Genomic DNA, 23,349 nt, shown 5'->3' with positions numbered 1-23,349 from the left:
AGAATCATGGCAGCAGAGTCAGAAGCAGTAAAAGAAGAAAAAAAACCATTTGATGTTGGTGACGAAGTTACCGTAGCAAAGACCGATTTGCTACCAACTGGATTCGAAGGAACCGTTGGTAAAGTTTATGAAAACTCAATTTTAATTGAAATTGATCCGAACAGCGTTTCTAATCCACGCTCGGAGGAGTTGCATGACCTTCACGGACGGGTAGTCGTTCGAATGAGTGAAGCTAAGAAAAAATAGGGTTAGGAAAACTCTAAAATTTGGCGTAACTTAACCGCCAATTTTAGAGTTTTTTGTTAAGATGTATTATTTTTGTAAGCAAAAAAGGGTTGTTTATGATAAAATACATGAAGTTAGATTGTGTACAATAAAAATACTACATTAAAGACGTATAAGGAATTATCTGTACATTATTAAGTTTATCTAAACTTAACGATGTATGAGGCTTTTGATAAGTATTTTATAGTTGCTTTTGCTATTATAAATATTGTAAGCATATCCAACGGTATATTGTAATATTATTGATAGAGAAAAGGGGAATGACAATGTCAAAAAAGATTGATCTTAACTCTGATGAACTGATTGGCAGTCGCGAAGCTAGCTTGATGTGGGGCAAGCAAAAGGATTATGTTCGCACAATTTATAACAAATATCCAAAGCGCTTTCCGGAAGGCACCATCCGTAAGTTCGGTAAGCAGTTAGTTGTAACTCGTGATGGTATGGAAAAAGTCACAGGAGTTAAATACGAAGAACTAAAAGAAGAAGACATCAACAAAGCTAAAGAAAACAAATAATTTTTTGACTTAGAGTACAGGTAGCTGGATTAGACTTCTAATTTAGAGGTCGACGCCGACTACATCGATAGAAATTAGGAAATTCTTTTTTACAGTCCTAACCGAAAAGCCATTTGATCCAATGTTGTTGGGCTAGATGGCTTTTTAGTTTAATTTGATATAAAAAAATCACCCAATCTTAATTCGATTGAGTGATTTTTTGTTTTGGTTCGCATATGATTAACGAATCCCAGTATTATCAACACTTCTAGCTGTATTCAAATGTCCCCGGCGAGAATCGAACTCGCAACCTATCGCTTAGGAGGCGATTGCTCTATCCAGTTGAGCCACGGAGACTTAACTAGTTTATTTTCGCACGATTTTTTAACGATGTAAAGCAGTGGATGAGCCTTTTTATAACGTTTTATGGGTTATCTTTCGTTAAAATTGAATTGATACGGTCTTTTTAGGACTTTGGTTGTGCTGATACAAAGAAGAAAGCGAACATTAAATGCTTGTTTTATATTTAAAGTTAGTGTATATTATTTCGTGGTGACAAAAGTACACCAAATTTATGCACTTCGAGGGGACAAAAATGAAAGTATTTGACTATGAAGACATCCAATTAATTCCAGCAAAATGTATCGTCCGTAGTAGAACCGAATGTGATCCTACAGTGGTCTTGGGAGAACATCGTTTTAAACTACCTGTGGTTCCAGCTAATATGCAAACTATCATCAATGAAGAGATTGCTGAAAAGTTAGCTGAGGATGGATACTTCTACATTATGCATCGTTTTGAACCTGAAAGAAGAATGGACTTTGTTAAAAAGATGAAAGACAAAGGCTTGATCAGTTCAATTAGTGTTGGGGTTAAAGACGATGAATATGCACTAATTGATCAACTTGCTGAAGAAAATCTTACTCCCGATTACATTACCATCGACGTGGCTCATGGTCATGCTCAAAGTGTAATCGACATGATCCACTACATTAAAGAAAAATTACCAGCTGCTTTCGTGATTGCAGGAAACGTTGGAACGCCAGAAGGAGTCCGTGAACTGGAAAATGCTGGTGCCGATGCAACTAAAGTCGGAATCGGACCTGGTAAAGTATGTATTACTAAGATTAAGACCGGCTTTGGAACTGGTGGTTGGCAATTATCAGCTCTCCGTTGGTGTGCTAAAGTGGCTCGTAAGCCATTAATCGCTGATGGAGGAATTCGGACTCATGGTGATATTGCTAAATCAATTCGATTTGGTGCAACTATGGTGATGATTGGTTCATTATTTGCCGGACATATCGAATCACCAGGTGAAACTAAGGTGGAAGATGGCGTGAAGTATAAAGAATACTTCGGTAGTGCTTCGCAATACCAAAAGGGTGAAGCTAAAAACGTTGAAGGTAAGAAGATTTGGATCCATCAACGTGGACATTTACGTGATACACTCCAAGCAATGCGTGAAGATCTCCAATCATCGATTTCCTATGCGGGCGGTAGAGATTTGGAAGCCATCCGTAAGGTCGATTATGTGATTGTGAAGAATTCGATTTTTAATGGTGATGTATTGTAAAAAAGAGTGTGGATGAAACCAACCCGGTTTTGCTCACACATCTCCAATACCAAAATCTAAAAAAATAACTCAACTTAAGCGCAAATCTGAACTAAAGGTTTGTGCTTATACTGGGTTAACCAGAAAAAAAGGCATCAATCGCAATTTGCGACCGATGCCTTTTTTTAATTAATTATTATTATTTAGCCCAGTTACCATTTCGGAAAACCGGAACGATGCTACCGTCGGGTTTAATTCCATCAATGTGCATTTGATCCGAGCCAACCATGAAATCAACGTGGGTCTGACTGATATTCATGCCATGACGTTGTAATTCATCTGGAGTCATCGAACTTCCGTTTTCGATGGTAAATGGATAAGCTTCTCCCAACGCCATGTGGTCAGAAGCATTTTCATCAAAAAGGGTGTTGAAGAAAATTGTATTTGATTGTGAGATTGGTGAATCATCGGGAACCAAAGAGATTTCACCGAGTGATTTCGCACCATCGTCGGTTTGGAGGAGGTGTAAGAGTACTTCTTCACCACGATCAGCGGCAGCTTTAATTACCTTACCCCGTTCAAAAGTGAGGTGAATTCCCTCAATAATCGTGCCTCCATAGCTTAGCGGTTTCGTCGAAGTGACGGTACCGTCGATGTGGAGATTATCTGGGGCAGTGAAAACTTCTTCTGTAGGAATATTAGCGACGAAGGTGTTCCCAGCTGCATCCTTTGCATCAGCGGCGACCCAGATATGACCTTTAGGTAAACCTACAGTAAGATCGGTTCCAGGGGCCTGGTAATGCAAGGCAGCGAAAGCTTGTTGATTAAGCCAGTCCGCATGGTGAGCAAGGTCCGCAATTTTATTTTGCCAAGCTGCAACCGGATCTGCTTGATCGACCAGCGTGGTTTTGAAAATGGCTTGCCATAAAGCTTGGACGGCCTCATCGCCCTTTAATTCTGGAAAGACCAATTCAGCCCACTTAGGATCAGCGGCGGCCACCACCAGCCAGCTAATATCGTTGTTAGTAGTGACTTGCATGATTGGGCGCTTAGCTAAACCTTGGGCAGCTTGGTAAGCAGCGATGCGTTTGCTAGGAACCTCGGCGAGGGCATTAGGGTCATCACTAATTAAATTGATACGAGATACGCGCTGATCGGCTAAGAATTGCCATTTATCTTTTTCGTAATCAAAAACTTGACCAATCCGTGCTTCAGACGCATGCATTAAGAATTGGCGAGTAGTTTCAATATCGCTCCATTCTAAAATTACGTCTGCGGCTCCTAAAGCATAGGCTTCGGCGGTAATCAGGTTGGCTAGATGTTTTTGCGTTACGGAAGCATTTAGAATAATCGTTTGTCCTTTTTGAACATTCACGCCAACACGGGTGATTAATTGGGCATACTTCTTTAAATTTTTTTCAAGTTCGCTGTCATTCATACTGGGAAAACCTCCTTATTTTTTTACTATCCTAGCATATTTTATGCAGGAATGCTGATATAATATTCTTAGAAGTTGAAGGGTGGCTATAAAATGAAGCAGATTAAAGTAATGAGTATCTTTGGGACACGACCAGAAGCCATTAAGATGGCACCAGTGGTTAAGGCCATGAAAAATGACGACCGGTTTGAACCCATCACGGTGGTGACTGGCCAGCACCGTGAAATGCTCGACCAAGTTTTACAAATTTTCCAGATTAAACCAGATTATGATTTGAACATCATGGAAAAGAGTCAAACTTTGAGTAGCATTACAAGTAAGGTCTTATCCGGCATGGACGAAATTTTAAATCACGATCGCCCGGATTTAATTTTGGTACATGGAGATACAACGACAACTTTCTCAGCAGGCTTGAGTGCTTTTTATCACCAAATCCCTGTTGGACACGTGGAGGCTGGTTTACGGACTTGGAATAAGTATTCCCCATTTCCAGAAGAAATGAACCGCCAAATGACCGATGTGCTAACAGATCTTTATTTTGCTCCAACCACAACCAGTGAAGCAAACTTGCTTCAGGAAAATCATCCACAAAAACAAATTTTTGTGACTGGTAATACGGCGATTGATGCCTTACATGATACGGTCCAAAAAGATTACCAAAATGAGGTTCTTGATGAAATCAAGGCCGAACATCGGATTATCTTAGTTACCATGCATCGCCGTGAAAACCAAGGCGTTCCGATGCAACGAGTGTTTAAAGCCATCCGCCAAGTGGTCGACGAAACTCCTGATGTGGAAGTGATTTTCCCTGTCCATCTCAACCCTAAGGTTCAACAGATGGCAGAAGAGGAATTGGGCAATGACGCTCGAATCAAATTAATTGCTCCTTTAGATGTACTGGACTTCCATAACATTGCTGCTCGGAGTTATTTGATTATGACTGATTCCGGTGGAGTCCAAGAAGAAGCCCCATCCCTCGGCAAACCAGTCCTCGTGCTCCGCGATACGACAGAACGTCCCGAAGGGGTTGCTGCCGGAACTTTGAAGTTAGTCGGTACCGATCCAGTAGAGGTTAAAAAACAAATGACCTTGTTGTTGAATGATGCGGAGGCTTACAACCAAATGGCTCAAGCTAAGAATCCGTATGGAGACGGGACAGCGTCGAAACAAATTCTAGACGCCATTGCTAAATGGCAAAATCAGTAATCATTGTATTCGTTTTCGATATAATAAAGGAGCTGTGACTAAGCTACGATAACTTGTCGGTTATCTAGCAGCTGTCACAGCTCCCTTTATATTATTAATAGCTATTGGGCGTTAAATTTATCCACTAGGCTACTTGCAAAATTATCCAAACGGTCTAAATCTTCTTGGGATTCAGGGGCAAGGTTAATTTTAAGATTTTCCGCACCTTGAATGGCGTGGGCTTTAGTCATGGCTTCACTGAACTTATCGACCGCTAAGCAATAATATTCAGCGTAAAAGGTATCTCCAGAACCAGCTACTCCAAAGATTTTACCAGAAAGGTCAAGTTCAGCGAGGTCATCAAAGAAATCCATTCCTTCTTCTGGTAGAGCTCCTTCATCGTAGGTGTAAGGAACAATGACGTTAATGTCATAATCTTTTAGTTCGGAAGCATCCGTTTGTGAAATTTCAGTTTCATCGACTTCAACGCCGAGGTCTTCTAGGGCTTCAGTGATGATGTCGGCACAATCTTCATTGTTACCAGTGATAGTGGCAAAAACTACTTTAGCAGTGGGCATATTTAAGTAACCTTCTTTCCAATTAATTCTTATCAAAGTATAGCAAAAAAGGAGCTGATTAACATTAATTCAGCAGAAACTAAAAAAATTACCATGATTACCGCCCAGAAAAAGGCTGGTCGCTACAATGTTTTTCTTAATGGTGAATATGCATTTCCCATTAGTGAAGAAACCTTTATCCATTTTCGTTTAAGTAAAGGGATGGAAATTACGGGCGCGCTCTTAGAAGAGATTGGTGAATATGAGACGAGTGCGGAAGCCTACAATAAGGCTTTAAATTTCTTAACGGGTCAATTGCGGACGCAAGATGAGGTGGCTAAGAAACTCCTCAAGCTGGATTTCCCAGAAGAGGTTGTCGGTCCTGTGTTAGCTAAGCTGACTGATTTGAACTTGCTGGATGATGCCGAATATGCCAAGAGTTACGTTCGGACGATGATGAAGACGGGGGACAAGGGACCGCGTTATCTAATCAACCATTTGCGTCAAAAAGGGGTTTACGAGAATTACATCCAAACGGGCCTTGCTCTTTTCACTGCCGAAGACCAAGTGGAGCTGGCGGTCCAAGTCGGCAGCAAAATTCAAAAACGCCAAAGTAATTCCGCCCTTAAACAACAGAAACTCAAAGTTCGACAGACTTTGATGAATAAGGGCTTTAATTCGGCTACGATTGATTTAGCACTCCAGAAAATCGAATTTAAGGTTGACGAGGAGGCTGAATATGAAAAGTTAGTTAAGTTGGGTGAACGTTTAATTCGAAAACATGCGGGTCTCCCTGCCTATAGTAAAAAAGCCAAAATCAAGCAGGCTTTGTACAACAAAGGCTTTGAAATTGACTTGATTGAACGGTTCATGCGTGAAAACGAGTTATAGAATTCTGTAGGAAAGCTTAAAGCATGGTGCAAATCTAAGGCTGATTTTGTTATAATTGAAGAGAAATTCAAAGCTTTCAGCTGTAGAAAGTGGGCTTAGGCTATGTCTCAGTACTCAGAAAGACCAAGAGAGGGCGAGTATATTGCGATAAAAAGCTATAAGCATGATGGGAGTTTGCATCGGACTTGGCGTGAGACCATGGTCCTGAAAAACAACGAAGATGAGTTTATTGGATGTAATGACCATACGGTGGTCATTGAAGATGATGGTCGTCGTTGGGTGACCAGGGAGCCTGCGCTAGTGTATTTTAATAAACATACGTGGTTCAATGTGGTGGCGATGATTCGAGACAGTGGGGTTTCGTATTATTGTAATATTGCGTCGCCGTTTGTGTTGGATCGCGAAGCCTTAAAATATGTCGATTATGATTTGGACGTAAAGGTTTTTCCAAATGGCGAACGGCGCCTACTTGATATGGACGAATTTGAACAATTCAGTAAAAAATGGCGCTATCCTCAAGATACAATCAAAATTTTATTGGATAGCGTTCGCGAATTAACGGGTTGGATTGATGAAAAACGTGGGCCATTTTCGGTCGAGTTTATTAATATTTGGTACAAACGTTATCTAAATATAGCGGAGCGAAATACTCGATAAAAAAGGAGGTGTGCATAACACTTCCTTTTTGTGTAAAAAATACTAAAATTAGAATGACGATATCATGCGAGGAGTACGTTATGTTTGAAAAATTTAGAAAAACGCCATTGATGTATTGGTCTTTGGAACTACTGATTGTGGCGACTTTAATCTGGGTGTGTACGAAGATTGATTTCCTGTTTACCCCGATTGGGACGTTTATTAGTACCGTGTTCATGCCAATCATCTTAGCTACCTTTTTGTATTATATGCTCAATCCCTTGGTAAAGTTGTTAACTAAGGTCCGTTACAAGAAGTTTAAGATTCCCCGCACCTTAGCAATCGTAATTGTGTTTGTCCTGTTTATCACGTTGATTGTATGGGGAATTAGTTCTTTCTTACCGAACTTAATTGATCAGGTTTCCCAAATGCTGGGGAACTTGCCTTACATTGTCAAAAGGTTGCAAAAGACGATCCCACAATTGTTAGAACATTCGTGGTTGAAGAAGATTGACTTTGCGCCCTTTATCAAAAATATCAATAGTGAGATTGGTAAGTATGCGGAAGGCTTTTTAGCAGGGACGGCCCTGCATATCGGTAATCTGATTTCTACCTTAACTAATGCCACAGTGGTGGTGATTACCGTGCCAATCATCTTGTTCTATATGCTAAAAGATGGTTACAAATTGATTCCCACAGTTGCCCAAGTGGTTCCACACCGGAATCGTAAGAATGTGGTGGATTTATTTAATACCATGAGTGATACTTTATCTTCGTACATTTCAGGACAAGTCATTGAATGTTTGTTTGTCGGGACGTTTACGGTCATCGGTTATATGATTATCCAACAGCCCTACGGGTTACTTCTCGGAGTGATTGCGGGAATCTGCAATATCATCCCTTATGTGGGTCCATATTTTGGAATTTTCCCATCTTTACTAGTGGCAATTGCTCAATCACCGGGCCAAGTTGTTTCAGTGATTATTGTGGTATTGATTGTTCAACAGGTGGACGGAAACTTTATCTATCCTAATGTGATTGGTAAGTCACTCCAAATTCACCCGTTGACCATTATTATTTTATTGTTGGTGGCTGGAAAGATTTCTGGCATTCTCGGAATGATTTTAGCGGTGCCAGCATATGCGATAGTTAAAGTCTTGATTAACTTCATTCATCACATCTGGAAGTTAGATCAAGAAACCATTGAAGAAAAAATTAAGCCTCAAAAATAATAATAAATTGGTAGATATAATGGTAGTATGGTAATATCTACAGAGTTAGATAATATAATTCAAGGAGAATAAATCTTGACAAAAGTAATTACTTACGGAACTTTTGACTTATTACATAAAGGTCATATCCGTCTACTCAAGCGTGCTAAGGCACTAGGGGATCATTTAACCGTTTGTGTTTCAACTGATGAATTCAATGCCATTAAGGGCAAAAAAGCTTATACGTCTTTCGAAGATCGTAAGTACATTTTGGAAGCGATCAAGTATGTTGATGAAGTTATTCCAGAACGTGATTGGGATCAAAAGATTAGCGATGTTAAGGACCATGACATTGATATCTTTGTGATGGGTGACGACTGGGAAGGTCAATTTGATTTCCTAAAAGATTATTGCAAGGTCGTCTACTTGCCACGTACGGCTGGTATCTCAACTACTAAGATCAAAAAAGATCTTGGACTAGGCGATTACAAAAAAGATTAGGACTACAAACTAAGATTGGGATGTCTAGACGATTCCAATCTTATTTTTTAGAGAGAAAGGAACTACTATGAATCAACAAGATTTAAAAAATGCGGTGGAAAAACGCCGGACGTTTGCCATTATTTCCCATCCGGATGCTGGTAAGACGACGATTACAGAACAACTATTGCTCTTCGGGGGCGTTGTGCGCGAAGCCGGAACGGTTAAAGCCCGTAAATCTGGCAATTATGCTAAGTCGGACTGGATGGAAATTGAAAAGAAACGTGGAATTTCGGTTACTAGTTCGGTTATGCAATTTGATTATGCTGGTAAACGAATTAACATCTTGGATACTCCTGGACATGAGGATTTCTCAGAAGATACTTATCGAACCTTGATGGCCGTGGATTCAGCTGTCATGGTAATTGACTCCGCTAAAGGGATTGAGCCCCAAACTAAAAAGCTTTTCCAAATTTGTAAAATGCGCGGTATTCCAATTTTCACTTTCATGAACAAGTTGGATCGGGATGGACGTGAACCCCTAGACTTGGTTAATGAATTGGAAGAAGTCTTAGGCGTAGAAGCTTATCCGATGAACTGGCCGATTGGAATGGGTAAGGGACTAGCCGGATTGTACGATATTTACAACAACCGCATTGAACTACATACTGATGAACCAGAATTTTTGGAACTCAACGCTGAGGGTGAACTCAAGGAAAGCAATCCGATCGAAGAGGAAAGTGTTTTCCAAGACGCCATGATGGAAGTTTCTTTAATGAAAGAAGCCGGCAATCAATTTGATGAAGCCAAGATTGCTACTGGGGAGTTGACTCCGGTCTTCTTTGGTTCAGCTTTGACTAACTTTGGGGTTAAGACTTTCTTAGATGCTTATCTCCAATACGCTCCTGCACCAACTTCACATAAAGATGAAGCCGGTGAAGAAATCGAACCAACTGAAGAAGAATTTTCAGGATTTGTGTTCAAGATTCAAGCTAATATGAATCCTAATCACCGTGACCGGATTGCCTTTTTGCGTATTTGCTCTGGAGAATTTGATCGTGGGATGGATGTCACTTTGAACCGGACGGGTAAGACTTTACGTCTTTCTAATTCCACTCAATTCATGGCAGACACGCGTGAAAACGTGGAAACAGCGGTTGCGGGAGATATCATCGGACTTTATGATACGGGTAACTTCCAAATTGGCGATACTATTTACGCTGGCAAACATGCCATTCAATTTGAAAAATTACCACAATTTACACCGGAACTATTTATGCAAGTTTCTGCTAAAAACGTGATGAAGCAAAAGTCCTTCCATAAGGGAATCAAGCAATTGGTTCAAGAAGGAGCTGTCCAGCTTTATACTAACTACACTACTGGAGATTATATTCTCGGTGCCGTAGGTCAACTTCAATTTGAAGTTTTCCAATTCCGGATGCAAAATGAATACAATTCCGAAGTAGTTATGCAACCTATGGGTAAAAAGACTGCGCGCTGGATTGACCCAGAACAACTCGATGAAAAAATGTCGTCTTCACGTAACTTATTGGTTAAAGACCGTTATGGACAACCATTGTTCTTATTTGAAAACCAATTTGCAGAACGTTGGTTTGCTGGTAAATACCCAGATGTTAAACTAACGGCCAAACTCTAAAAACTAAATCTTTCTAAATTAACACCTCAAATGGGGTTAATTTTTTAGTTTTTAATATATAATGGTTAAGTTGTATCAAGAAATATCACGTGGAGGAACGATAGCATGAATCGTTTATGGGGTAAATTTCGACAGGGGCTAAATACTAAATTTGGCTTCTTCATGCTAATTACAGGTTTATTTTGGATTAAATCGTACATAGCATATCAAACAAAATTCACGCTGGGTGTTCAGGGTGGCATGCAAGAATTGATTCTCGCCATCAGCCCGCTGGGTTTTGCCATACTTTTGTTCGGGATTGGATTGTATATCCGTGGTAAGTGGGCCTACTGGTACATGATTATTATGGATATCATCTTATCGACTTGGCTATTTGCCAACATCCTTTATTATCGCGAGTTTTCAGATTTCATTACCTTTAATTTAATTAAGGGTTCTGGGTCAGCCTCCGATAATCTAGGAAAGAGTTTGATGGGAATTCTACGAACTACTGATTTCCTAGTTTTTATTGATGTAATTTTCGTTATTGCTATTTTAGCGTTTGGATTCGTTAAGATAGACCAAAGCAAGTTCAAGTTAATGAACTCCTTTGCGGTGACGGTCCTATCGATTGGGGTTTTAGCAGCTAACTTGGCTTTAGCTTATTCCAACCGTTCAGGATTATTGACGCGGACCTTTGATAATAACTACATTGTTAAGTACCTAGGACTACAAAGTTTCACTTTGTATGATGGGGTTAAGTCATTTGAAAACAGCAATAAGAAAAAGGAAGCTAAGGGTTCACAATTAGATCCGATTAAGAAGTTCATCAAAGAAAATAATGTTCCCGCTAATGTTGAATACAAAGGGGTGGCTAAGGGTAAAAATGTCATTATCATCCATTTGGAAAGTCTTCAACAATTTGTAATTAACAAAAAATGGAAAGGCGAAGAAATTACGCCGAACATTAATAAGTTCTACAAGGATAAAAATACTTTAGCTTACGACAACTTCTTCAATCAAGTTGGTCAAGGTAAGACGGCAGATGCCGAAATGATGCTGGAAAATTCCTTATTTGGTTTGGCAGAAGGTTCGGCGATGGTAACTGACGGGACCACTAATACTTTCCAATCGATGCCCGCTTTAATGCAACAAAATGGGTATTCGACGGCCGCTTTCCATGGGGATGTAGCTAGTTTCTGGAACCGAGACAACGCTTATAAGTCATTTGGTTATCAATACTTCTTCAGTAAACAATATTACACATTGAAGAAGGGCTACGTTAGTGGATACGGGATGAAGGATAAGCTTTTCTTACAACAATCGGCTAAGTACTTGGAACAATTACCACAACCGTTCTATGCTAAATTGATTACGGTCTCGAACCACTATCCATACGGAATCGAAAAGAAGAACGTTTCTATCGACAAATGGGATACCGGTGATTCAACCGTTGATCCGTATGTGCAAACTGCGCATTACTTAGATCAATCAATTGGGGAATTACTAAATTACTTGAAGAAAACTGGTTTGTACAATAAGAGCACCATCATGATGTATGGTGACCATTATGGGATTTCTAACAACCATAAGCCGGCCATTGCCAAGATCTTAGGTTTGAAGGGTGTAACCAACTATGATCTTGCCATGTTCCAAAAGGTTCCTTTCATGATTCATTCACCTGGTCTAAAGGGTGGTGTTAACCACAACTACAGTGGTGAAATTGATGTGATGCCAACCTTATTGAATTTACTCGGCATCAAGACGCCAGGCGCTTACCAATTTGGACATGATATTAATTCAAAACAATACAACCAGATTGTGGCGTTCCGAAATGGGGACTTTGTTTCGAAGAAGTATACCAAGTACGGGGGCGACCTCTACTTGACGGCCACTGGTGAACAAGTCACAGACGAAACACCTGCTCAAAAACAAGAAGTGAAAAAGATCCAAGATTACGTTAATAAAGAACTCGAATATTCAGATAAGATTATTAATGGTGATCTCTTGCGCTTTGCCAAGTTGGATTGGTTTAAGAAGGTTAATAAGTCAGACTACAGTTACAATATGAAGTCGGCGCTCGAACAACTAAATAAAGCTCAAAGTTCTAAGACGAGTTTGATTGAACAAAACCACGGCAAATCAACGTTGGATGATTATGAAACGGATGCTCCTGAACTAGAAAGCAATGCTGATAAATCATCTAGTTCAAGCAGTAGTTCTTCAGATAGCTCAGCTTCGAAGTCTTCAAGCAGTGATTCAAGTAGTAGCTCTAGTTCATCATCTGAAAGTAGTAAGTAACTTAAAGACTGAGAAGAGACCTTTAGGGGTGCTTCTCAGTTTTTTTATTAAGAGAGGAAGCGATTTTATGGCAAGTCATTTGATAATTCTACTATTAGTGGGACTAATGGCCGGAATTTTTGGAGCCATCCTGGGAATTGGGGGCGGAATGATTATTACTCCAGTTTTAACGGTGGCAATGGGATTAGATATTAAGTATGCGATTGGGGCTAGTATCATCGCGGTGATTGCAACGAGTTCGGGGGCAACCATTGCATATTTAAAAGATGAGATGCTTAATTTACGAGTAGCGATGTTTTTAGAAATTGCGACGACCGTCGGGGCGATTGTTGGGGCAATTATGACCGGAATATTTAACTCGACCGTCCTTTTTGTGCTTTTTGGTTCTTTCTTGGTATTTTCTTCTTGGAATATGTACCGCAAGTTGCGTCGCGGCGGTGGTGAAGAAGGTAGTACTAAAAATGATCGTTTAGCAAATCAACTCAACTTAAATGGTAGCTACTATGATAAAGCTCTTAAGAAAAATGTTGATTACCAAGTAGAAAATGTTCCCGGCGGTTCAGCCGTAATGTTTGGGGCCGGATTAGCCAGTGGATTATTAGGAATTGGTAGTGGAGCTTTCAAAGTTATGGCAATGGATAACATTATGAAGATGCCACTTAAGCCTTCTAGTGCTACCAGTAATTTGATGATGGGAGTCACCGCTGCTGCCAGTGCCATGGTCTATTTCTTTAATGGTTCCATTCATGCTGATATTGCAGGACCATTAGCGATTGGAATTTTATTTGGAGCTCAATTGGGAAGTCGGATTATGCAACACCTACAACCCCGTTGGATTCGAATGATTTTTATTCCCGTTCTTTTATATATGGGATTGCAAATGATTCTTAAAGGATTTGGGGTGAACATCTAATGAATGCTAAAAAACAAGAGATGCAACACGTGGAATTAGTCATTGGGCGTGTCCTTCAAGTGGGAGTATATATTTCAGCGCTAGTGATTCTATTAGGAATTGGTCTATGGTTATTTAAGAATGGTTCTGGATATTCGGGGGCTTTACCGACTCGGATTACGCCTATCTTTCATGGGGTGTTAGCTTTTAAACCTTATGCGGTTTTGATGTTTGGAATTTTCTTATTAATTTTGACACCCGTTTTACGAGTAATTGTTTCAATATATGCCTTTGCTAAAGAAGGCGACCGTTTGTACGTGGTCATTACTACAATCGTACTAGTAATTCTAATTATTGGTATGGCAATTGGTTATCGCGGATAAAAAAAGAAGAGGTTAGGTAAACCATAATTGGTTTATCTAACCTCTTTTTATTATTTAATCTTTTTTAGGAGCACCAGTAATTTCAATTTGATCATCTTTAATCTTAGCGTTTAGTTGCTTTTCTGCTGGATGGTCAAGATAGAAGTCCGCGATGCGATCTTCAATTTGTTCTTGAATTACCCGACGCAATGGACGAGCACCCATCTTAGGATTGTAGCCTAAATCAACTAAGCGTTCTTCAACTGGTTTGGTTACATCAACGTGTAGTCCTTGAGTTGCCAACATGCTATTAACGTCTGCAATCATTAAGTCGACAATTTGCATTAAGTTTTCCTTAGTTAAGGCTTGGAACTCAACAATGTCGTCAAAACGGTTCAAGAATTCAGGCTTGAAGTAATTTCCCAGTTTGTCAAGGACGGAGTGGGTCTTACCTTGAGCAGCTGCTCCAAAACCAACATCAGCTTGTACGTCACCAGTTCCGGCATTAGAAGTCATGATAATGATGGTATCTTTGAAGCTTACTGTCCGACCTTGTGAATCAGTTAGACGACCATCATCCAAGATTTGCAAGAACATATGCATGACATCTGGGTGAGCTTTTTCCACTTCATCTAGGAGAACTAAGCTGTATGGATGACGACGAACTTGTTCAGTTAATTGACCCGCTTCTTCGTAACCAACGTACCCTGGAGGCGAACCGATTAGTTTTGATATTGAATGAGGCTCCATGTACTCACTCATATCAAAGCGAATCATGGAATCCTTAGAACCAAACAATTGTTGCGCAAGTTGCTTAGCTAACTCAGTCTTACCAACTCCGGTAGGACCGACGAAGAGGAAGGAACCAATCGGACGACCAGTTCCGTTTAAACCAATCCGGTTACGACGAATGGCCCGAGAAATCTTATCGACAGCTTCATCTTGTCCAATGACGTGATCTTTCAAGTTTTCTGAAAGATTTTGAAGTTGTTCTTGTTCCTGCTTTTGCAAGTCACCAACTGGAATGTCAGTCTTAGTTTCGATAATCTTTTCCATATCTTCTTCAGTGACCGTTGGTTGTTCTTCGCTACTTGTTGCACCATCTTTGTTCTTTTCAAGCTTAGAAACTTGATCACGGTAGTAAGCTGCTTTTTCGTAATCTTCTGATTGAAGGGCAGCTTTCTTTTGAGCTTCCGCTTCATCAATCTTCTTTTGAATGGTTTCTGGATCAGCGATGTTAATCGTTAGATTCTTCTTAGAACCAGCTTCATCAAGGAGGTCGATGGCCTTATCAGGAAGGAAGCGATCTTGAATGTAGCGTTTTGATAATTTTACGGCTGCTTCGATTGCATCATCCGTGTAGTGAACATGATGATAATCTTCGTATTTCTTTTGAATTCCTTTTAGAATCTTAATAGCTTCTTCTTCACTAGGTTCATCGACTTGCACTGGTTGTAAACGACGGGCAAGGGCCGCATCCTTTTCAATGTCTCGGAATTCTTTAAGCGTTGTAGCACCGACTAATTGGAAGTCGCCTCGGGCAAGGGCTGGTTTAAGAACGTTACCAGCATCCATGCCGCCTTCAGCATTACCAGCTCCAACAATTTCATGGATTTCATCGATGAAGACGACCATGTCTTTGTTAGCTTGAACTTCTTTCATTAGTTGTTGCATACGTTGTTCGAATTGACCACGAATTCCAGTACCTTGAACTAGAGAAACTACGTCCAAACGCACGATTTGTTTATTAACTAGCTTTTGAGGAACAGAACCTTCCACAATCCGCTGAGCCAATCCTTCTACGACAGCAGTTTTACCAACCCCAGCTTCACCAATTAAAACTGGGTTATTTTTAGTACGACGATTTAGAATTTCGATGACCCGTTCAATTTCGCTGTCACGACCGATTACGGGATCAATCTTACCTTGTTTAGCTAAATCAGTTAGGTTCAAGCCATACTGACTTAAAAGTGATCCGCCGTTGCCACGGTTGTTAGGATTACCACCTGAACCATTTCCACCACCTGGTTGAGTAGGGGGAACTTGTTGTCCATAGAGGTTTTCGGGTTGTCCCATGTTACCGCCTTGCATCGCACGGAAGATATCATCTAAGTTTCCAAATCCAAATGGATCTTGTGCCATACGAGCACCTCCGTTTCTATTAATGTTATTATTTCGTTGATTTTTTAAAAGTTGATAGCAATTCTGACACAGATTAACTTCTGTACGTTGACCATTCACGTTCGTATAGAGGTGAATGCTTGCTTCGTTCTTTTGACAGTTTTGACAAAGCATCTGCTGTCTCCCTTCTTTCAAAAATATGAAACGATAATTAGTCAAATAATGTTTGACCAATATTGACCATACCTAAATTATACACACTCTATTTCAGAGTGCAAGTAGTTTGATTTGAAAAAAAGATGGATAATCAGGTAATATTATTGTTGATAACAAAGTACTTAATGGTATAGAATAAATAGACCGAAGTGAGGTGACAACATGCGAGATTATTTACAGCTTTTGAATGATTTAAAGGATGGTTCAATCAAAGAGCTAAAGATTACTGCAGAGGAGTTCCAAGATTTCCAGCCACGTTTTATGGAATTTCCTGAAAGAAAGCAAGTAATTGGAAAAGCAGACCGTGGCGGGATTGTTGTTTATCACTTTGAACGTATCAAAGATAAATAGCGGATTTATTTAAGTTTTATGTAAGGGCTTGCTTTGCAACTAATAAATTGATATTATTCTTATCAAAGGCTTATAAATAATTAGTGTACGTTCACTACTTATTTGGGTCAAAAATATATGTGTAATCAAAAGGAGATATTTTATTATGGAAAAACGCGACTTTCATGTAATTGCAGAAACAGGTATTCATGCACGTCCAGCAACATTGTTGGTACAATCAGCTAGCAAGTTCAACTCAGACATTCAATTAACTTACAAAGACAAATCAGTTAACTTGAAGTCAATCATGGGTGTTATGTCACTTGGTGTTGGCCAAGGCGCAGACGTTACTATCTCAGCTGATGGTGATGACGAAGCAGACGCAATCGCAGCACTTGAAGATACAATGAAAAAGGAAGGACTATCTGACTAATGGCTGGCACATTAAAAGGTATTGCGGCCAGTGATGGGATTGCCATTGCTAAAGCATATTTGATGGTGGATCCAGATCTTTCTTTTGAAAAGAAAAACATTACTGACGTTGATGCAGAAATCAAACGCCTTCACGATGCTTTGGAAAAGTCTAAAGAAGAACTTTCACTCATCAAAGCTAAGGCTGCAGAAAACCTTGGTGCTGAAGAGGCAGAAGTTTTCGAAGCTCATTTAACCATTCTTTCTGATCCAGAATTGATTGGTAATATTGAAGACAAAATTAAAAACGACACAATTAATGCAGAAGAAGCTACTAAAGAAGTTACGGATAACTTTATTTCAATGTTTGAAGCAATGACTGATAATGCTTATATGCAAGAACGTGCCGCAGATATTCGTGACGTTACTAAACGTTTGATGAGTCACTTGTTGGGTGTGGAACTTCCTAACCCCGCTTTGATTGATTCAGAAGTCGTTATTGTTGCGCACGACTTGACTCCAAGTGATACAGCTCAATTGGATCGTCGTTACGTTAAAGGCTTTATTACAGATATTGGTGGTCGTACATCACATTCTGCAATCATGTCTCGTACCCTTGAAATTCCAGCAGTTGTTGGTTCTGAAAAGGCTACTACTAGCGTAAAACAAGGCGAAATGATGATTGTTGATGGACTTACAGGGGATGCAATTATTGCACCTACTGATGACGAAATCAAAGCTTATCAACAAAAGGGTGAAGAATTTAAGGCTCAAAAAGCTGAATGGGAAAAACTTAAGAATGAAAAGACCGTTTCAAAAGACGGCGTTCATTTTGACTTAGCTGCTAACATCGGTACACCGGATGATTTACAAGGTGTTCTTGACAATGGTGGTGAAGCCGTTGGTTTGTTCCGTTCTGAATTCTTATACATGAATGCTTCCGAGTTACCATCAGAAGATGAACAATTCGAAGCTTATAAGAAGGTTGTTGAAGGCATGAACGGCAAGCAAGTTGTTGTTCGTACGATGGATATCGGTGGAGACAAGGAACTTCCTTACTTACCACTTCCAGAAGAAATGAACCCATTCTTGGGTTACCGTGCAATCCGAATTAGTTTGGATCGTACAGATTTATTCCGTACACAACTTCGTGCTTTGCTCCGTGCTTCAGCATTCGGTAAGCTAGCAATTATGTTCCCAATGATTGCTACAGTAGCCGAATTTAAGAAGGCCCGTGCTATCTATGATGACGAACGCCAAAAGATGGTCGATGCTGGACAAGAAGTTGGTGAAATCCAAGTCGGTATGATGATGGAAATCCCAGCTGCTGCTATGATTGCTGATAAGTTGGCTAAGTATGTAGACTTCTTTAGTATTGGAACAAACGATTTGATTCAATACTCATTCGCTGCTGATCGTGGTAACGAAAAGGTTTCATACTTGTATCAACCATATAACCCATCATTGCTTCGCTTAATCAAGCAAACTATTGATGCTTCACATGCTGAAGGCAAGTGGACTGGTATGTGTGGTGAAATGGCCGGCGATCAAATCGCTGTTCCAATTTTAATGGGACTTGGTTTAGACGAATTCTCAATGAGTGCAACTTCAATCTTGAAGACTCGTTCATTGATGAAGAAGTTAACAACTGACGATATGAAGAAGTTAGCTGAAAAGGCTGTTACAGAAGCTGAAACTAACGAAGATGTAATCAAGTTAGTTCAAGAAACTGTTGACAACATTTAATCTAAAGCAAACTATTTTAGAACCGCTGACCTTAGTGTCGCGGTTCTTTTTTATTCTCTAGGAGGAAAATCAATGAAATTAAAATTAAAGTCGGGAGCCCAAATCTTTTTTGAAGATGAAGGACAAGGTACACCTATTCTGTTTTTAACGGGCTTTGGAGGCAATACTGAAATTTGGTCGGGGCAAGTGAACTTCTTTTTGCAAAGAGGCTATCGAGTGATTCGATTAGATTATCTAAATCACGGTCAATCTGATCGAGTGGACGTTGATCTTCAAATCGGAGATTTAGCGGATGAAGTTTTACAATTAGTAGATTATTTACAATTAAAAGAACCCATCGGAATTGGTAATTCGATGGGAGCAGCAGTATTGTGGAATATTATTAACCTTCGAGGCTGGGATTTCTTGAGTAAGGCCATCTTTGTGGATCAGTCACCTAAGATGTTAAATGATCAACAGTGGCACCTCGGATTTAAAAATTTAGCGGAGGATAATTTTGATGAAGTAATGAACGAACCGATTGTCCGTCCAGCCTATAAACACATTGATGATTTTGTCTTCAAAAATTCTAAGGCCATTGATTCGGCCTATCCATTTTCTCAACCTCAGAACCGAGCTTTGGTTAAAGGGCATGCGAAAAAGGATTGGCGCTTTGTCTTAGAACAGGCGACGAAACCAGTGTTGTTTATAATGGGGGAAAAAAGTCCCTTCTTTGATAGCACCAAGACCGCTGAACTATCTGCCTTAAATGCTAATATCACGGTTAATATAATGAAAAATGTGGGGCACATTCCGATGGCAGAGGACCCCGCTGAATTCAATCGATTAGTATTACAATTTGTCTAAGGTTGACGGGCGAGGTTTGCATATCACATTTTAAACCAATATAATTAACACCAACACATAGTTATTTAGTATGGAAAGGGAGATTTGCTGTGAATATTGGATTGTTTACCGACACCTACTTTCCGCAGGTAAGCGGAGTAGCTACATCGATAAAAACACTACGAGACCAGCTTGAAAAGCAAGGCCATCAAGTGTATATCTTCACTACTACAGATCCTAAGGTCGATACCAATGTATACGAACGGAACATCTTTAGGTTTACGAGTGTTCCGTTCGTATCTTTTACAGATCGGAGGATTGCAGTTAGTGGATTTATTCGGGCTGCTCAGCTGGCCAAAGAGTTAAACTTGGACATTGTTCACACGCAAACTGAGTTTTCACTAGGCTGGATGGGAAAGTTTGTGGCTAAGTCTTTGAAAATACCACTTATTCATACATATCACACCATGTACGAAGACTACTTGCACTACGTTGCTAATGGTAAATTGCTCAAGCCATATCATGTTAAACAGATGACGCGGGCCTTTTGTTATCATATCGACGGAATTGTTGCTCCTAGTGAACGAGTTTTAGATACGATTGAAGGGTATGGCATCAACGTTCCGATTCGAGTAATCCCAACCGGGGTCAACCTAGAACAGTATCAAAAACCAAATAAGCGTAAGCAGTGGCGAGAAAAATTGGGTTACGACGAAAATAGTCCTATTCTTCTTTCACTAAGTCGTTTGGCCTACGAGAAGAATATTCAAGAAGTGATTGATAGTTTCCCAGCCATCTTAAAAGAGGTACCTAATGCACAACTGCTAATTGTAGGGGATGGGCCAGCGCGTGCCAGTCTGGAAAACCAAGTGCATGACTTACATTTAGAAGATAGTGTCCAATTTACCGGAGAAATCAACAATGATCACGTCTATGGTTTTTATCAATTAGCTGACTTATTTGTTTCAGCTTCAGATACTGAATCACAAGGTCTTACATATATTGAGGCTTTAGCATCGAACTTAAAGGTGGTTGCTAAGTCAGGTCCTTATACAGATGAACTACTAGATGATATTTCTTTAGGAAAAGTGTTTAATACTGAAGATCAATTAGTAGCTGCAATCAAGGACTACATTGAACATCCAGATGCTTATAATGATCCAGCACCACGTGAAAAGAAACTCTATGAGATTTCAGCGGATTATTTTGGTAAGCAAGTTGTTGATTACTATAGTAGTGCAATTAGTACACATACAGATTTAGAGTTAGACGAAGATTCTGAATAGAATCGGGTTAAAATCAGAATAATTTTGTTTAATGTTAGGGGTTAAGGTATGCCAATTAAGGTCAACATGTTTTCATCAGCTAGCAAGGTAAAGGGGCAAGGCGTCGGCAGTGCGTATGAAGAACTCATTCGTTTGTTGAAGACCCATTTTCCAAAGCAAATCGATGTTTCAATCAATAAATTTACTAAGGCTGATATTAGTCACTATCACACCATCGACCCTAATTTCTATTTATCAACCTTTTCTAAAAAAAGGGGAATTAAGGTCGGGTATGTGCACTTTTTACCGGAAACGATTGAGGGAAGCTTAAATATCCCACAACCTTTCCGTTCTATTTTTTATAAATACATTATCTCGTTTTATAAGCGGATGGATCATATTGTAGTGGTGAATCCTACGTTTATTGATAAATTAGTTGCTTATGGGATTAGTCGAGATATTATCACTTATATTCCTAATTTTGTCCGTAAGAACGAATTTTACCGTTTTACAGAGGTAAATCGGGATGCAGTACGGGAACGGTTGGAGGTTAATAACCGTTTTACCGTGCTAGGTATCGGACAAGTCCAGGAACGTAAAGGGGTTAAAGATTTTATCAAACTTGCGGAAAATAACCCCGATAAGTATTTTATCTGGGCAGGAGGCTTTTCATTTGGACGATTAACCGATGGATATGCCGATTTGAAGCAGGTGGTTGATAATCCACCGCATAATTTAAAATTTACGGGGATTGTAGACCGTAACACGTTGGTAGAATACTACAATGCGGCCGACCTATTTCTATTACCTTCATACAATGAATTATTCCCAATGTCGGTTTTAGAAGCCTTTAGTTGTGGTGTTCCAGTCATGTTGAGGGACTTAGAGTTGTATCATTCCATTATTAAGGGGTACTATATACCTACTCAAGATTATGAGGATATGAATACTCAACTCAAATTAGTATCAGAAGATAAAGAAAGGCTGAATAAGTTTAAGCAGCTATCAGACGAAGCTTCGGAAGAATACTCTGAAGATCATCTAGCTGATATATGGTTAGACTTTTATTCATCTTTGACCAAATAGGGGGAGTTTATCTATGTCAAGGAGGAATAAAGTAGTCCTTGTGGTGATGATTCTAGCTGGTATTATAATTTTTGGCTTTTCATTACGAAACGTTAATTTGAATCAGATGGCACGAGATGTTGTCCATCTGAATATGTGGTGGCTACTTGTAGCTTTGGGATGCATTATGCTATACCTTGGGTTAGAAGCAGTAGCTACTAAAATGTTAGTTCAAAGCAACGGGGATCGTTTATCATGGAGGGATGCTATCCGAATTCCACTGATTGAACAGTTGTTTAACGGGATCACGCCCTTTTCATCGGGGGGACAGCCCGCTCAATTGGTGGCTTTAATGCAAAATGGGATTGAAGGTGGTCGAGCGAGCTCGGTTCTCCTAATGAAGTTTGTGGTATTCCAGTCCATGGTCGTCATCAACTTCATTTTTAGTTTATTGATCGGCTTTCAGTACCTTGAAGAGAAAATTCGTTTCTTATCTTGGTTCGTCTTATTTGGCTTTTTAATCCATTTAGCGGTGATTATTGGCTTGTTGATGATTATGTATTGGCATAACTTCACTAAGCGGCTGATATCGGCTATTTTTATCCCAATTAAGCATTTTGTCAGTAAGGAACGTTACACAACTTGGAAAGTGACGTTAAATGAGAAGGTCGACTCCTTCTATCAAGAGAGTGTCAGGATGAAATCACAGTGGAGATTACTAGCTAAAGTAGCTCTGGTGACCTTCTTGCAACTTCTTTTTTACTATCTAATCCCGTACTTTATCCTATTAGCTTTAGGAAAGAGCGGTGTTAATATCGTAATGGTTACTTGTTTACATGTGCTAATCTTCATGGTTATCTCTTTATTCCCAATTCCAGGGGGAGCAGGGGGAGCTGAATACGGCTTTAGTGTCATCTTCGCTCAGTTTGTTGGTAATAATAGTAAGCTAGTCTTAGCTATGATGATCTGGAGAATCCTAACCTATTACTTTGGAATGTTCGCTGGGATGGTTGCAACTGTAGTTAAACCACATAAAGTAAACCGCGTAAAAGTCGTTAAAAACGAGTGATTTCACTCGTTTTTATTTTTTTTTCAAAAAAGGGTTGACCAATCCCCGTTATCTTGATAATATATTTAAGTGCTCTTCTGAAGGGCACGTACGACTGGTTAAACTTCAAATCTTGATAAAAAAGAAATGAAAAAAGTTCTTGACAAGATATAACGAAGTTTGGTAAACTGGTCAAGCGAGGTTAACGCCTCGGTCGTTGAGAACAAGGAATTGTTTAAAAAAGCTTTTAAAAAAGTTGTTGACAATAATTGCTCTCGATGATATAGTTAAATAGTTGTCAAAAGCGCTAACAACGTTGATATGGCAACGATAGTAGACCTTTGAAAACTGAACAAAATTTTGACAATCAATAGTGTAGGGTCTTACAAATCGCAAGATTAT

22 protein-coding genes and 1 tRNA gene are annotated in these 23,349 nt (G+C 39.7%); 19 read left to right on the top strand and 4 right to left on the bottom strand.

Translation table 11 applies throughout. The annotated features are described in order from the left end of the window. Positions 1-6: 6 nt before the first annotated feature. On the top strand, positions 7-246 hold the full coding sequence (locus HFC68_RS08245; protein ID WP_002833920.1) for a hypothetical protein: 240 nt from the start codon (positions 7-9) through the stop codon (positions 244-246). A gap of 299 nt (positions 247-545) precedes the next feature. Then, positions 546-800 carry a helix-turn-helix domain-containing protein gene (locus HFC68_RS08240; RefSeq protein ID WP_029257834.1) on the top strand — a complete coding sequence of 85 codons (255 nt, stop codon included), beginning with the start codon at positions 546-548 and terminating at the stop codon, positions 798-800. Positions 801-1,062: 262 nt separating this feature from the next. Here HFC68_RS08240 and HFC68_RS08235 read toward each other — a convergent pair. Beyond that, positions 1,063-1,136, bottom strand: a tRNA-Arg gene (locus HFC68_RS08235). A gap of 238 nt (positions 1,137-1,374) precedes the next feature. Here HFC68_RS08235 and HFC68_RS08230 point away from each other — a divergent pair. Next, positions 1,375-2,352 (top strand): GMP reductase, encoded by a 978-nt coding sequence (locus HFC68_RS08230; RefSeq protein ID WP_002833918.1) that lies wholly within the window; start codon positions 1,375-1,377, stop codon positions 2,350-2,352. 178 nt (positions 2,353-2,530) lie between these two features. On the opposite strand, the gene HFC68_RS08225 is transcribed toward HFC68_RS08230, so the two are convergent. Continuing rightward, positions 2,531-3,769, bottom strand: a complete 1,239-nt coding sequence (locus HFC68_RS08225; protein WP_167399780.1) for an aminopeptidase — start codon at positions 3,767-3,769, stop codon at positions 2,531-2,533. A gap of 93 nt (positions 3,770-3,862) precedes the next feature. Here HFC68_RS08225 and wecB point away from each other — a divergent pair, with 93 nt between their 5' ends. Continuing rightward, positions 3,863-4,975, top strand: a complete 1,113-nt coding sequence (wecB, locus tag HFC68_RS08220) for a non-hydrolyzing UDP-N-acetylglucosamine 2-epimerase (RefSeq protein WP_061812649.1) — start codon at positions 3,863-3,865, stop codon at positions 4,973-4,975. A 101-nt stretch (positions 4,976-5,076) separates the two neighbouring features. Here wecB and HFC68_RS08215 read toward each other — a convergent pair whose 3' ends face one another. Beyond that, positions 5,077-5,532 (bottom strand): flavodoxin, encoded by a 456-nt coding sequence (locus HFC68_RS08215; protein ID WP_167399779.1) that lies wholly within the window; start codon positions 5,530-5,532, stop codon positions 5,077-5,079. 93 nt (positions 5,533-5,625) lie between these two features. Between HFC68_RS08215 and recX the strand changes: the two genes are divergently transcribed. From recX to HFC68_RS08175, 8 genes are all read left to right on the top strand, one after another. Beyond that, on the top strand, positions 5,626-6,402 hold the full coding sequence (recX, locus tag HFC68_RS08210) for a recombination regulator RecX (RefSeq protein WP_167399778.1): 777 nt from the start codon (positions 5,626-5,628) through the stop codon (positions 6,400-6,402). Positions 6,403-6,504: 102 nt separating this feature from the next. Next, positions 6,505-7,059, top strand: a complete 555-nt coding sequence (locus HFC68_RS08205) for a DUF402 domain-containing protein (RefSeq protein WP_167399777.1) — start codon at positions 6,505-6,507, stop codon at positions 7,057-7,059. Between the two features lie 80 nt (positions 7,060-7,139). Further along, positions 7,140-8,270, top strand: a complete 1,131-nt coding sequence (locus tag HFC68_RS08200; protein WP_167399776.1) for an AI-2E family transporter — start codon at positions 7,140-7,142, stop codon at positions 8,268-8,270. Between the two features lie 75 nt (positions 8,271-8,345). Further along, the gene (gene tagD / locus HFC68_RS08195; RefSeq protein WP_002833910.1) at positions 8,346-8,750 is read left to right on the top strand and encodes a glycerol-3-phosphate cytidylyltransferase; all 405 of its coding nucleotides are present in this window, start codon (positions 8,346-8,348) and stop codon (positions 8,748-8,750) included. A gap of 67 nt (positions 8,751-8,817) precedes the next feature. Further along, positions 8,818-10,386, top strand: coding sequence for a peptide chain release factor 3 (locus HFC68_RS08190; RefSeq protein ID WP_061812651.1), 1,569 nt, complete (start codon positions 8,818-8,820; stop codon positions 10,384-10,386). Between the two features lie 105 nt (positions 10,387-10,491). After that, positions 10,492-12,666 (top strand): LTA synthase family protein, encoded by a 2,175-nt coding sequence (locus tag HFC68_RS08185; protein WP_029257839.1) that lies wholly within the window; start codon positions 10,492-10,494, stop codon positions 12,664-12,666. Between the two features lie 67 nt (positions 12,667-12,733). Further along, positions 12,734-13,579, top strand: a complete 846-nt coding sequence (locus HFC68_RS08180; RefSeq protein WP_002833906.1) for a sulfite exporter TauE/SafE family protein — start codon at positions 12,734-12,736, stop codon at positions 13,577-13,579. Continuing rightward, positions 13,579-13,941 (top strand): DUF1634 domain-containing protein, encoded by a 363-nt coding sequence (locus HFC68_RS08175; protein ID WP_002833905.1) that lies wholly within the window; start codon positions 13,579-13,581, stop codon positions 13,939-13,941. The genes HFC68_RS08180 and HFC68_RS08175 overlap by 1 nt, the downstream gene beginning before the upstream one ends. Before the next feature lie 54 nt (positions 13,942-13,995). Here HFC68_RS08175 and HFC68_RS08170 read toward each other — a convergent pair whose 3' ends face one another. Next, positions 13,996-16,215: an ATP-dependent Clp protease ATP-binding subunit gene (locus tag HFC68_RS08170; RefSeq protein WP_029257840.1), complete on the bottom strand. Its 2,220-nt coding sequence runs from the start codon at positions 16,213-16,215 to the stop codon at positions 13,996-13,998. Positions 16,216-16,419: 204 nt separating this feature from the next. Here HFC68_RS08170 and HFC68_RS08165 point away from each other — a divergent pair, with 204 nt between their 5' ends. From HFC68_RS08165 to HFC68_RS08135, 7 genes are all read left to right on the top strand, one after another. Next, the gene (locus tag HFC68_RS08165) at positions 16,420-16,608 is read left to right on the top strand and encodes a hypothetical protein (RefSeq protein WP_002833903.1); all 189 of its coding nucleotides are present in this window, start codon (positions 16,420-16,422) and stop codon (positions 16,606-16,608) included. A gap of 145 nt (positions 16,609-16,753) precedes the next feature. Further along, entirely contained in the window at positions 16,754-17,020 is a 267-nt protein-coding gene (locus HFC68_RS08160) for a phosphocarrier protein HPr (RefSeq protein ID WP_002833902.1), read from the top strand. Continuing rightward, positions 17,020-18,744: a phosphoenolpyruvate--protein phosphotransferase gene (gene ptsP / locus HFC68_RS08155; RefSeq protein WP_002833901.1), complete on the top strand. Its 1,725-nt coding sequence runs from the start codon at positions 17,020-17,022 to the stop codon at positions 18,742-18,744. The genes HFC68_RS08160 and ptsP overlap by 1 nt, the downstream gene beginning before the upstream one ends. A 72-nt stretch (positions 18,745-18,816) precedes the next feature. Continuing rightward, positions 18,817-19,590, top strand: coding sequence for an alpha/beta fold hydrolase (locus tag HFC68_RS08150; protein ID WP_167399775.1), 774 nt, complete (start codon positions 18,817-18,819; stop codon positions 19,588-19,590). A gap of 89 nt (positions 19,591-19,679) precedes the next feature. Then, entirely contained in the window at positions 19,680-20,855 is a 1,176-nt protein-coding gene (locus HFC68_RS08145) for a glycosyltransferase family 4 protein (protein WP_167399774.1), read from the top strand. Positions 20,856-20,903: 48 nt separating this feature from the next. Then, positions 20,904-21,920 carry a glycosyltransferase family 4 protein gene (locus HFC68_RS08140; RefSeq protein WP_167399773.1) on the top strand — a complete coding sequence of 339 codons (1,017 nt, stop codon included), beginning with the start codon at positions 20,904-20,906 and terminating at the stop codon, positions 21,918-21,920. 13 nt (positions 21,921-21,933) lie between these two features. Next, on the top strand, positions 21,934-22,968 hold the full coding sequence (locus HFC68_RS08135) for a lysylphosphatidylglycerol synthase transmembrane domain-containing protein (RefSeq protein ID WP_167399772.1): 1,035 nt from the start codon (positions 21,934-21,936) through the stop codon (positions 22,966-22,968). Positions 22,969-23,349 lie beyond the last annotated feature (381 nt).

The sequence above is a fragment of the Pediococcus sp. EKM201D genome (genome assembly GCF_011800215.1).
GTDB lineage: Bacteria > Bacillota > Bacilli > Lactobacillales > Lactobacillaceae > Pediococcus > Pediococcus pentosaceus.
The sequence above is the reverse complement of the archived record's forward strand: the minus strand, read 5'-3'. Positions and strand labels throughout refer to the sequence as shown.